Here is an 11,759-nt window from a genome sequence, read left to right as displayed (position 1 = left end):
ACGAACGGCTACACGTCGGGCCTGATTGCCCTAATTGCACGCAAGGCTGGCAGTGCGTGCAATCGGGAGGTGTTGGGTGGGCGAGTTCTGAGCGTGTGGTCCCTCGTCAGCGGAGGCGCATCAGAGCTTGCGGGTGGAAATCTCCACACCTGCACCGCGCAGTCGTTCGGCGAGCACGTCGCCGAGCGCAGTGGCCGGGGTGAGGACGCCGGCCTCGTCGGGGAGTCGGTCGCGGTCGCGCACCAGGCTCAGGGCCGCCTCCCCCAGTAGGACCGCGGTGGCCCGGTATCCGGGATCACCCTGCGCCTTCACCCGGGCAGCGTACCGGGCGCCGGTCGTTGTGGTGGTGTAGATGCCCATCGCGAAAAACCCATTGCGCTGGGTCTTCTCGCTGGGGCCCTCGCCCGGTGCCGGCAGGATGCGGTCGAGCACGAACCGGGTCGGCGGCAGGCTCAAGCCGAGCACGAGTCCACCGAGTACGGCCGCGACACCACCTGCGTAGAGACGGGAGAGTCGCGAGTCCCCCACGCCCATCACCTCTCGGTATTTGAAGGTGCGGCCGTACGCCCAGTCGCGCAGCGCATTGCTACGTCGCACGATGCGGGTGTTGTAGGACCCCATGACGAAAGGCGCCTTCCAACCGGTGGCCTCCGGGGCGATCTCCGCGCCGTTGACCACTGCGACGTCAGACTGACGACCGAGATCGGGTTCCTTCGCTCGGTCAGGGCTGAGTGAGTACGGAGAGGCGGCGAGCCGACGCAGCGCCCGATCCTTCTTCGACACGTCGATCTGCGTGCGCAGCGTATCGATGGTTCCACCCGAGACTCCGCCACGCAGCGTCGCCACCAATGTGGTGTCGCCGAGATCGCCGGCACCGTCGGCTTGGACTCTCTGGTGCAGCACATGAACACCCAGGTCGGAAGGGATGGAGTCATAGCCGCAGGAGTGCACGATCTTCACGCCGTTAGCCCGGGCCTTCTCGTGGTGGGCGTCGATGCTCTCGCGGACGAACAGCACCTCCCCGGTCAGGTCCACATAGTCGGTGCCGGCCGCGACGCAGGCTGCGACCATTTCGGCGCCGTACTTCGCGTACGGTCCCACCGTGGTGGCGACAACCCGTGTGCGGGAGGCCAGCTCGGCGAGCGCGACAGGGTCGTCGGCATCGGCGATGACGATCGGCCAGTCGCCGGCGCGGGGCCCGAGCGCCGCCCGGGTGGCCTCGAGTTTCGCCTGTGACCGTCCGGCGAGAGCGATCCGCACACCCTCCGGGGCGGTGCGTGCGAGATAGTCGGCGAGCAGCCGCCCGACGAACCCGGTGGCACCGTAGATGACGAGATCGAGTTCACGTCCGCTGTCAGTCATGCGCGGAAGCCTACAAGCGACGCGGATCAGACAGAAGAGGTAGATGTAACCCTGCGTAACTGTATGCCGGGGTGGTGGGGCAGATCCCCTCGAACCCGAGTTGATGGGGACGTGTCATCTTTCCAGTTCACGACCCGTTCCGGGTGCAGGCGGCGACGGCGCCTTCTCGATGAGTTTGCCCTGCCCGCAGGGGTGTGGCCCGGCATCGGGGGGTGATACCGGGCCACGGGGGGTGTTCTGCGAACAAAATCTGGGGGGATGCTCAGCAGAACGAACCCGAGTTTACGGATCACCACTGACAGACGATTACGCGACCGCGAATCGCCTCAGACGGACTTGGGCGGAGTGGACCACCGGTCCGCCTGCGGTTGCGCGCCCGAGCAGGGCGGGATTCGCACCGTCAGCCCGCAGGAGCGACAGAAGAACGTGCGGTGCCCGGAGTTCTCGGCGGCCGCTGCCGGGCACCCGCAGACCTCCCACCCCACCAAGCACTGATCTGGCCCCAGCGGGTGGCCACTGGGGCAGAGATCGGGGGCCGATTCTGAGTACCGCATGACGCAATTTTCGCACACCTGTTCGAGCGCATGGTAGCCTCGGCACTGACCCACTCAGAGGGTTCTGTCCAGCAGGTTCCCCGTTCGAATATCGGGGCGCAAGGCGTGGTGCGGGTCGGTGGGGCGTTCGCCCGGGAAGCATCGGCCCGCACCTCGTCCGGCCGCAGCGCAGGGATCGCGGGTGAGCGCCCGGCGAGAAGTGCGGTCATCTCTTCGGCGTAGGCGACCTGTTTGCGCAGTGTGCGGCAGCTTCCCTCGGCGCGGCCTGGCGTTCGGACAGAAATGCGTGCTGCCGCCTTGTCCTCGGCAGGCTGGTCCGCGGCCAGCATCTGCAGGGAGTCGAGGAGCTGGCGCATCTCGTCGAGGGCGGACGCCGGTGCTCCGACCGATTTGTGTCAGAGGGACGATCTACGGTGACAATCGCGACGAGCAACAGGTCGCCACTCACTGCCCAGACCGGTGACCCGTTCCCGGTCCTGATCTGCGGGGTTCCGCAGATCGGTGTGTGGCGGCCTGTTGCTCTGTGCATGAAGCGGCGGTGGGGCGGAGCCGACGATCGGCCTGCTGTCTCCGGCACCTACGCGGTGCGCGCCCCGACGGACCTGACGGGTACGGCCGGGCCCGTCGGTCTCTTCCAAGTTCGAACCGCTGCATGGGGTTTATCCCAGCCGTTGCTGGTCCCGTTCCCGGATCATCTGGTCGGCCAGCCGGTACACCGCCACCTCGTCGGGGATTCCGACGTTGATGGCGGCCTGGCGGGCCGCGAGGAACGCCCGGACCTTCTCTTCCCCTGTTGCGCGGTCGCGGTACAGGAATGCCTGGCGTGCCTCGGCGAGGTCCTCGAGTGCCCACCACTGGAAGCGGTCGAGACGTGCGGCGATCTCGGCGATCCGCGCCCGCTCCGACTGGCGGGTGCGCCACCGGCCGGCCAGGTCCGATCCGGCGAGCAGGACGCCGAGGACCATGGCGCGGACCGCGGTGATCACTGCGCGCCCCCTCGCCCCGCCGCGGCCTTGGCCTTGGCCTTGGCCTTGGCCGGTTCACGGGTGACCGCGATCAGGGCGACGGTCGCCGCGATCGCGGCCACGAGGATCAGCACCAACGGCAGCGAGAACTCGGCAGCGGTCACCGCCCCGACGGTCGTGGCGATGAAGGCGAGCACGGCGAGCACCCAGAGGGCGCGGGCCGCCGCGGTGTGATGTGTGAGCTGGGCGGCCGAGCCGCCGACGACCAACAGGGCGCCGATCCAGAGGGTCCAGGTGGTCATGGGTGGTGCGGGGTCCTTCCGGCGTTCGGCGGGCGTGACGTGTCGACTGACAGGGTGTCATGCCACCGGCGGTCGAGCAGTCCAGCCGGTCCCGGGTGGGCCGGGATCGCGCCGCACCCTCGGCGCCGTGACCCGGAAAAGGTCGCCGGAGCTGGTCAGATGGGCGCACAATCGGCCCTATGCGGCTGATTGCGCCGATGCTGGCCACCCCGGGTGACCCACCGGAGGACACCGGCGACTGGGCGGCGGAAATGAAGTACGACGGCTTCCGCCTACTGGCTGCGGTCGGCGGCGGCGAGCCGCCGGTGTTGTGGACCCGCAATCTCAACGTCGTCACCTCCTCGTACCCGGAGGTGGCCGCGGCGCTGTCCGAGACGTTCGACCGGCGTGGCCGCATCGTGTTCGACGGTGAGATCGTGGCCCTTGCCCAGGGCCGGCCGTCGTTCGCCCGGTTGCAGAAGCGGGCGAACACCCTGCGCCCGACCACGGCCCTGCGCCGGCAGGTACCGGTCACGTACCTGCCGTTCGACGTTCTCGCTGCCGACGGCGGTGATCTGACGGCGGCCCCGTATCTGGAGCGCCGTGCCGCCCTGAGCGACCTCGGCCACGAGTTGCACGGGCCCGGCCTGCCCATCCAGATCCTCCCGCACTGGGTATCCGTGGACGGCGCGGTCATTCTGGAGGCTGCCCGCACTTCCATGATGGAAGGCGCGGTTTTCAAAAAAGTGTCCTCGCCCTATCTGCCCGGTCAGCGCGCACGGTCGTGGCGGAAAGTGTTGTTACGCACCAGGAGTTCTGCCCTTGTGGTCGGCTGGGTCCCGGGTGGCGGTGTTCAGCGCAACATGGTCGGCGCCCTCGTTCTCGGCGCATACGACGACGACGCGGTTCTCCGCTATGTGGGTGCGGTGGGGACCGGATTCACCATGGCGGTGCGTCGCCAGTTGAAGGAGAAGCTGGCCCTCCTCGAACGCCGTACCAGTCCACTCGGGACAGAGCCCGAGGTCGCGGCCGCGGCCGAGCACGGGATGGTGCGCTGGGTCGAACCGGTGATCGTGGTGGACGTCGCGTATCGCGAATACCTTCCGGGCGGGCTTCGGCATCCCAGTTTCAAGGGACAACGCGGAGATCTGGATCCGGGGTCGATCACCCGGGATGCCCTGTGACGGAGCTTATCCGATAAATGGGGAAGCCGCCGGCACCTTGCCCGGTGACAGCGGCTCCTCATCCCCTTCGCCCGGGAACGCTACGCAGTGCAGGTCTTCCCGGCCGCGGGAGACGGTGACGCCATATCGCCTCTCGGCAAGTGGTCGCTCGCAGCGACTCTTCTGGTGTGGTACCCGGGGTATGCGCGCCACCGTCAGCCTTTTCAACAGCGGACGAGTTGGTGGTATTCCGACTGGCCCCGGCGCTCACATTGACGATCGGAAACGTGCGTCAATGGGCGTCGCGGAACCACTGCTCGATCTCGGCGGGGATACGACCGCGGGAGGAGAGCTCGTAGCCCTGCTCGATCGCCCACGCTCGGATCTTCTGGGTCTTACCCGACGACCGCGTCGCGGTAGTGGGGTTGACCTGCCGGTCCGTCCGGTGTTTGCGGCCGCCGACCCGGGTGGAGTGGGCGATGTAGTACTCGAAGGTCTCACGGAGTTCCTTCGCGTGCTCGTCCTTCAGGTCGATCACGTACTCGACACCGTCGACGGCGTAGCTGATGCTCTCACCATCGTCGCCGAAGACGGTGCCGTCAATGTCGTCGGCCAGCTCTACTACGACCTTGCGTGCCACAGATCCACCCCTCGAGTTCTTCGGTACGGACCGACGACACTACTGGCAGCACCGGAAGAAAACAGTGTTCTGCCGCCTGTGGGCTCTCGGTCGACCTACCGTGAAGTCCCACGGGGTCCGCGACACTCGTGGACTCACCGGAGGAGGAGCGATGACTGCGAAGTTCGAGCTGTTCAAGGACACCGCCGGCCGGTTTCGGTTTCACCTGAAGGCTGCGAACGGCGAAATCATCGCGGCCAGTCAGGGTTACACATCGAAGGCGGCGGCCCAGAACGGGATCGAGTCGATCAAATCCAATGCGGCAACCGCCCCGACCGACGACCTGATGCGATGAAAGGGGCGGGGCCTCCCGCTCCTCGTGGTTCCCGGCGAATGCTGGGGGTGTCATATCCACACGTGTCGGAGGAGGCCCCTATGAGTGAGTATGACGGAAAACAGTTTGTCGGGATCGATCTGCACCGGCAACGCTCGGTGATCGTCCGGCAAACCGATTCCGGTGAGCAACTCGCGGTGGCGCGAATCGTCAACGACCCCGCCTCACTGGCCCTGCAGCTCGAGAAGGCCGGAGAGCATCCGGAGGTGGTACTGGAAGCAACCTATGGCTGGTACTGGGCGGTCGACACCCTGCAGGGAGCCGGTGCCACGGTGCACCTTGCACATCCTCTGGGTGTCAAGGGATTCCGGTACAGGCGGGTGAAGAACGACGTTCGTGACGCCAGGGATCTAGCGGATCTGTTGCGGATGAACCGGTTGCCCGAGGCGTGGATCGCCCCGCCGCCGACGCGGGAACTGCGGGAACTGGTTCGCTACAGAGCCAAGCTCGTCGCGATGCGGTCGAGCCTCAAGGCCCAGGTGCACTCGGTGCTCGCCAAGGCCGGGGTGTTGATCCCGGTATCGGACCTGTTCGGCGTCGAGGGACGTGAGCGTCTGACGCAGGTCCCGCTCGGCGTCGCGTACGCGCAGCGGGTGATTTCGCTGCTCGAGCTGATCGACGTCCTCGACGCGCACGAGAGACGATTCTTCGACCAGATTGCCGCCGAGTTGCGTGACCATCCTGGTTATCGGGCGATTCAGGAGCTGCCCGGGGTCGGTCCCACCTTCGGTGCCGTGTTCGTCGCGGAGATCGGGGACGTGCACCGCTTCGCCGACCCCAGTCACCTGTGTTCGTGGGCCGGCCTGACGCCCAAGCACCGCGAGTCCGACACCGTCGTCCACCGCGGGCACATCACGAAACAGGGTTCCAAGCTGGTGCGCTGGGCGGCGGTGGAGGCCATCCAGCGGCAACCGGCCGGCACGAAGATCTCGGTCGACCGCAAACGCATCGAGGCCCGCCGCGGCAGGAACATCGCCAAGGTCGCCGCGGCCCGCAAACTGCTCACCCTCGTCTACTACGGGCTGCGCGACGGAGAGATCCGCGCGCTGGCCCACCACAAGGCGGCGGCGTGAGCACCCCGGACGCAACACGCGCGCGGCCGTTGTCAGGTCTGACCCCCGTGTCATCGGCGTGGTCGCGGATCTGATTGACCCCGCGTATTGCCAGCGCACCGCTCCATGCCCGCAACCCCCGGGCGAAGGGATGACCGACAGCCGAGGAAACCCGGCCTGCCCCAACCAACCCGCATTACATTGGAGACCGTTCACTCCCACAACCGAATTCATCGCTTCCGATGACCAGTCTGCGCCGGGCCGGGCCACGGTCAAGACCGTTCGTCCTCACTGCGCTGCGGGCGCTCCGTCCTGACCGACGGGGCCCTCACCCAGCGCTGCCCGCTTGGAGGCCGGAAACGAGCAAAACAGCAGGTCGAGCAGGGGTTGACAGGACCCCGCCCTTTCAGGGATGGGGGTGTCATATCCACACGTGTCGGAGGAGGCCCCTATGAGTGAGTATGACGGAAAACAGTTTGTCGGGATCGATCTGCACCGGCAACGCTCGGTGATCGTCCGGCAAACCGATTCCGGTGAGCAACTCGCGGTGGCGCGAATCGTCAACGACCCCGCCTCACTGGCCCTGCAGCTCGAGAAGGCCGGAGAGCATCCGGAGGTGGTACTGGAAGCAACCTATGGCTGGTACTGGGCGGTCGACACCCTGCAGGGAGCCGGTGCCACGGTGCACCTTGCACATCCTCTGGGTGTCAAGGGATTCCGGTACAGGCGGGTGAAGAACGACGTTCGTGACGCCAGGGATCTAGCGGATCTGTTGCGGATGAACCGGTTGCCCGAGGCGTGGATCGCCCCGCCGCCGACGCGGGAACTGCGGGAACTGGTTCGCTACAGAGCCAAGCTCGTCGCGATGCGGTCGAGCCTCAAGGCCCAGGTGCACTCGGTGCTCGCCAAGGCCGGGGTGTTGATCCCGGTATCGGACCTGTTCGGCGTCGAGGGACGTGAGCGTCTGACGCAGGTCCCGCTCGGCGTCGCGTACGCGCAGCGGGTGATTTCGCTGCTCGAGCTGATCGACGTCCTCGACGCGCACGAGAGACGATTCTTCGACCAGATTGCCGCCGAGTTGCGTGACCATCCTGGTTATCGGGCGATTCAGGAGCTGCCCGGGGTCGGTCCCACCTTCGGTGCCGTGTTCGTCGCGGAGATCGGGGACGTGCACCGCTTCGCCGACCCCAGTCACCTGTGTTCGTGGGCCGGCCTGACGCCCAAGCACCGCGAGTCCGACACCGTCGTCCACCGCGGGCACATCACGAAACAGGGTTCCAAGCTGGTGCGCTGGGCGGCGGTGGAGGCCATCCAGCGGCAACCGGCCGGCACGAAGATCTCGGTCGACCGCAAACGCATCGAGGCCCGCCGCGGCAGGAACATCGCCAAGGTCGCCGCGGCCCGCAAACTGCTCACCCTCGTCTACTACGGGCTGCGCGACGGAGAGATCCGCGCGCTGGCCCACCACAAGGCGGCGGCGTGAGCACCCCGGACGCAACACGCGCGCGGCCGTTGTCAGGTCTGACCCCCGTGTCATCGGCGTGGTCGCGGATCTGATTGACCCCGCGTATTGCCAGCGCACCGCTCCATGCCCGCAACCCCCGGGCGAAGGGATGACCGACAGCCGAGGAAACCCGGCCTGCCCCAACCAACCCGCATTACATTGGAGACCGTTCACTCCCACAACCGAATTCATCGCTTCCGATGACCAGTCTGCGCCGGGCCGGGCCACGGTCAAGACCGTTCGTCCTCACTGCGCTGCGGGCGCTCCGTCCTGACCGACGGGGCCCTCACCCAGCGCTGCCCGCTTGGAGGCCGGAAACGAGCAAAACAGCAGGTCGAGCAGGGGTTGACAGGACCCCGCCCTTTCAGGGATGACCTGACACCCGCTCCATGGCGGGACCGTACGTCGCAGAACGAAGACGCGCCAGGAGTGTCAGCCGACCGGGAGCCGGCTCGCCGCGGCCAAGATCTCGTCGGCGTAGCGGGGCTCGAAGGTAGGTGTCAGGCCTGCTGCGGCCCAGTAACCATTCTCGGGGTGGGCGGAGCCGATGAGGCCGCCGGCGATGCAGGCGATGGAGTCCGAGTCGCCGTTGCTCGTCGAGGCCCAGGCGAGCCCCTCCGGCCCCGTCAGTGCTGCCGGACTGTCATTGTCGGTGGTGGCGAGGTCGGCGACCAGCAGGGCCAGGGCGACCGCGCTGGCCGACTCCCACCCTTCACCGATCCCGACACAGGGGTCCCCGAATTCGGTCGGCGGCAGAGGGCGCAGCTGTTCGAGCCGGGCCGCGGCGGCGGTGAGGATGTCCGCTGTCCCGTCGTTAAGCCCGTCTACCAGGTACGACGGCACGTCCCCGGTGATCGGGGCGAGGACCTCCCGCAGGTACGGGTCCGTGGTCCAGGTACTGGTGCCGTTGTAGATCTGCGCGGCAGTCGTGAGGGCGTGCTCGAGGAACCGGCCGCGGCGCTCAGGCGCGTGGCGGATGGCGTCGGCGAGCAGCAACGCGGGCACCACGGCCCGGGGGTGCTCGTGGGTGATCACCGCCTGAAGAGCGGTCAGACCCAACCAATACGGCTGCGGTGCGAACGCGGTGGGGACCAAACGCATCACGGCCCCGCAGCCGGCGGATTCGACGGCGCCGTCGGTGTCGTACCAGCGGGCGCCAGCGCGCAGGTTGCGCAGCGACGTCATGCAGGTGCGGCCCGGGGCCCGGGTGTTGTCGGGGTCGACCTGCCACAGCAGGAACTGCCGGGTGATGGCGTCGGTGACCGTTTCGATGTCGGCGAAGTCGGTGACCTCGGCCAGAGCCCAGTGAAGGGCAATGGTCATCTGGGTGTCATCTGAGATCGTCCACCACCGGCCGGCGGGTGGGGCGACCGGGTAGGCCGGCATCTGTGCGTAGCTGGTGAATTCGACCTGGTAGCCCCAGGCGTCACCGGCGGCCAGTCCGGTCAACGCGTTGGCGTACCGGATCTGAGTGTCGGCCGGCGCGGTGGGGTGGCTCATCGACGGAGTCACGGTCATGGGGTCTCTCCTCGCGAGATGGCGTAGGCGGCGGTGCGGACGGTTTCGATGTCCATGAGGTCGAGGTCGGCGACGCGCCCGAGGTAGTCGGCGATCGCGTCGGGGGTCATCCCCTGATTGAGCTGCCGGCGGATCTCGTCGAGCTGCTCGTCGTTGAGTGCGGCCATCGTCGGTGGTCCTTCCGTCTCGCCCCTCTGAAGGAGGGGACATGTCATTTTAGCTGGTAGAGAATGGGTTACGCGGCCTTGGTCGCGCCACTGCCGGTGCCGCTGTCGGCTTCGGCGACGAGGTCCTCGGCGACCATGTACACCGTCGGCCGGCCGCCGATGCCCTTGTGGTCGACCTTCACGCACCGCAGATTGGTACCCATCGGGAGGACGACCTCGTCCTCCGAGGAGAACTTCGAGATCGACTTGAGCGGCAGCCCGTCCCGGGTACGGACGACCATCATGTACGGCGGGTGGCCGGCGAATGCGCTCGCAGTGCCGTGATTGGTGCTAAAGCTGGTCACCTTGCCGATCTGCATGCGGGAACCGACCGTGAATGCGGCGTCGATGTACTCCTCGGTGCTGCCCTTCCATCCGCTCGGCACTCGGGTACCGCGTACGAGTGTCATCGGCACCTTGTTCGGGTTGTGTTCACGGAACTTTCCGAACGCTGAGTCCAGCTGCGACACCACGGTCTTGACGTGTCCGGAGGGACTCGGGTCGCGGCCGGTGATTGCCGCATTGATCGCGTGGTAGCTCCCGCCGGTGTAGGTGGTCAGCGCGGTGCGTTCGGTGTAGGTGAGCATCTTGTGCACGAACTGCGCGTTCGAGGTGGTCAGCGACCCGATGCTCGAGGTGTGCACCTGCCCACCTGGGCCCACCTGGAACTCCCATGCCTTCAGGTCCCCCGCCTTCTGCGCGATCACGCTGTAGTCGTCGGCGGTTTCCTTGCCGTAGGCGCGTATTCCGCTGCGCCAGAGGCTGGCGTGCTTGTCGGCGCCGAGGCTCTGCGGTGGGATGTCGTGGTCGAAGTGCGGGATCACCCCACCACCGACCGTGGGTGTCCCCAGGGCGCGTCGGTGCGCCTTCGCGTACGCGGCGTCGGCCTCGTCCTTGCTCGCACCGCCGGTGAGGGCTTTCGCTCGCGCCTGCTGCCCGGCCGCGTCCGCCGCCTGTTCGCGCAGCGCGATCTTGTGCCGTTTGATGCCGTCGTGGATGTCCGCGCGGGCCGGTCCGCCGCCGAGCGCGTTGGTCAGTGTGTCCCGGGCCTCGGCCATCTCTTCGTCGATCACCGCCTGTTGCGCGGCCGGCGTGGACGCGGCGCCGGAGACCGCCTTACGGGCCACATGCAGTCCTACTTCGCCCTTCATTGCGTGGGCTTGTTTCTGCATGTCGGTAGCGCCCGTCGGCAGCGGATCTGGCTTGTTCAGGACCGGGATTCGGTTGGCCTTGGCCAGAGCGTCATTCTTGCTGGTCGCCTGCCCCACTGGGTGGTAGGCGTCGCCGCTGCGCTGCAGGATGATGAAGTCCGAGTAGCCGCGGCGGTAGATGGCGGTGCCGCCATCGAGGATGCGTCCCTCGACCTCGGTGACACCGGATCCGGTTTCCATCGCGATGGTGCCGGCGTTGTAGATGCTCGTGTCCCGGGGAGCCGATGCCAGGGCGGGCTGGCCACCGTCGGTGAGCGCCTGCTCCGCGGCTGGAGCAGCGCGGCGGTTCAGCGCTCGGGTGATCGTGTCGACCTCGTCATCGGACAGGGATGCGAAGTAGGTGTCGCGTTCGGCGGCGGTGGCCATGTCTTTGTGCAGCCCAAACTTGGCGGCGGCGAGGTCTTCTCCGGCCTCGCGCTGCCGGCGCTGGGCGTCGAGATATGCCTGTTTGGCGTCGTCGACGTCCTTCTGTTTCGCGGTGACGTCGGACTCTGCTCCGGTCCCTTCCGCGGCGGCCTTCTTCGCCTTCCGCAGCCGGGCGCGGAGCCCATTGACGGCCTTCCGGGCTTCGTCGGTCTCCGCGTCTGCTGCGGCTAGGTTTTGCTCGGCCTCCTCCACCGCGGCCTGCGCCGGGGTGATCGTCGGGCCGGCGAGTTTCGCGCGTTCTGCCTCAGCGTGAGCAATCAGCAGTTTCGCCGACGGCGGGTTGGCGTGAATGCTCGGCATCGGGGTGTCCCCCAGCACCGATGAACCGATTCCCAACGCCGACATCAGCTCCGGCAACACGCTCGGCGGTGCCGCCTGCACCGAGGCCGCCGTCTCGACCAGCCCCTGCTCTTTCAGGTGCTCGACCACCTTCTTCCGAGCTTCACGGCCCAATCGCCTGTTCGCGTTGGCTTTTGCAGCGGCCTTGTAGCTTCCGCAACCGGG

General features: G+C 67.3%; 11 protein-coding genes. 4 read left to right on the top strand and 7 right to left on the bottom strand.

Translation table 11 applies throughout. The features are described from left to right. Positions 1-120: 120 nt before the first annotated feature. The 3 genes from QM841_RS38005 to QM841_RS37995 all read right to left on the bottom strand — a co-directional run bounded on the left by QM841_RS38005 (position 121) and on the right by QM841_RS37995 (position 3,183). Positions 121-1,362 (bottom strand): saccharopine dehydrogenase family protein, encoded by a 1,242-nt coding sequence (locus QM841_RS38005; protein ID WP_283335976.1) that lies wholly within the window; start codon positions 1,360-1,362, stop codon positions 121-123. Between the two features lie 1,213 nt (positions 1,363-2,575). Further along, positions 2,576-2,902 (bottom strand): hypothetical protein, encoded by a 327-nt coding sequence (locus QM841_RS38000; protein ID WP_283335975.1) that lies wholly within the window; start codon positions 2,900-2,902, stop codon positions 2,576-2,578. Next, positions 2,899-3,183 (bottom strand): hypothetical protein, encoded by a 285-nt coding sequence (locus QM841_RS37995; protein ID WP_283335974.1) that lies wholly within the window; start codon positions 3,181-3,183, stop codon positions 2,899-2,901. The genes QM841_RS38000 and QM841_RS37995 overlap by 4 nt, the downstream gene beginning before the upstream one ends. Before the next feature lie 179 nt (positions 3,184-3,362). Here QM841_RS37995 and QM841_RS37990 point away from each other — a divergent pair, with 179 nt between their 5' ends. Continuing rightward, positions 3,363-4,346, top strand: coding sequence for an ATP-dependent DNA ligase (locus tag QM841_RS37990; RefSeq protein ID WP_283335973.1), 984 nt, complete (start codon positions 3,363-3,365; stop codon positions 4,344-4,346). A 271-nt stretch (positions 4,347-4,617) separates the two neighbouring features. Here the strand turns inward: QM841_RS37990 and QM841_RS37985 are convergent, their stop codons facing one another. Then, complete coding sequence (locus QM841_RS37985; protein ID WP_283335972.1) at positions 4,618-4,965, bottom strand: histone-like nucleoid-structuring protein Lsr2; 348 nt, start codon at positions 4,963-4,965, stop codon at positions 4,618-4,620. Between the two features lie 151 nt (positions 4,966-5,116). Between QM841_RS37985 and QM841_RS37980 the strand changes: the two genes are divergently transcribed. The 3 genes from QM841_RS37980 to QM841_RS37970 all read left to right on the top strand — a co-directional run bounded on the left by QM841_RS37980 (position 5,117) and on the right by QM841_RS37970 (position 7,873). After that, complete coding sequence (locus tag QM841_RS37980) at positions 5,117-5,299, top strand: YegP family protein (protein ID WP_283335971.1); 183 nt, start codon at positions 5,117-5,119, stop codon at positions 5,297-5,299. Between the two features lie 80 nt (positions 5,300-5,379). Continuing rightward, a complete protein-coding gene (locus QM841_RS37975) occupies positions 5,380-6,411 on the top strand; it encodes an IS110 family RNA-guided transposase (RefSeq protein ID WP_283335970.1) in 1,032 nt (343 codons plus the stop codon). Between the two features lie 430 nt (positions 6,412-6,841). Further along, a complete protein-coding gene (locus QM841_RS37970) occupies positions 6,842-7,873 on the top strand; it encodes an IS110 family RNA-guided transposase (protein ID WP_283335970.1) in 1,032 nt (343 codons plus the stop codon). 453 nt (positions 7,874-8,326) lie between these two features. Here QM841_RS37970 and QM841_RS37965 read toward each other — a convergent pair whose 3' ends face one another. The 3 genes from QM841_RS37965 to QM841_RS37955 all read right to left on the bottom strand — a co-directional run bounded on the left by QM841_RS37965 (position 8,327) and on the right by QM841_RS37955 (position 11,657). Next, on the bottom strand, positions 8,327-9,394 hold the full coding sequence (locus QM841_RS37965; protein WP_283335993.1) for an ADP-ribosylglycohydrolase family protein: 1,068 nt from the start codon (positions 9,392-9,394) through the stop codon (positions 8,327-8,329). Between the two features lie 14 nt (positions 9,395-9,408). Next, the gene (locus QM841_RS37960; protein ID WP_283335969.1) at positions 9,409-9,579 is read right to left on the bottom strand and encodes a helix-turn-helix domain-containing protein; all 171 of its coding nucleotides are present in this window, start codon (positions 9,577-9,579) and stop codon (positions 9,409-9,411) included. A gap of 68 nt (positions 9,580-9,647) precedes the next feature. Further along, entirely contained in the window at positions 9,648-11,657 is a 2,010-nt protein-coding gene (locus tag QM841_RS37955; protein WP_502943318.1) for an ADP-ribosyltransferase, read from the bottom strand. Positions 11,658-11,759 lie beyond the last annotated feature (102 nt).

Origin of the sequence: Rhodococcus sp. IEGM 1307 (assembly GCF_030056915.1) — a bacterium.
Lineage (GTDB): Bacteria > Actinomycetota > Actinomycetes > Mycobacteriales > Mycobacteriaceae > Rhodococcus_F > Rhodococcus_F opacus_D.
The sequence above is the reverse complement of the archived record's forward strand: the minus strand, read 5'-3'. Positions and strand labels throughout refer to the sequence as shown.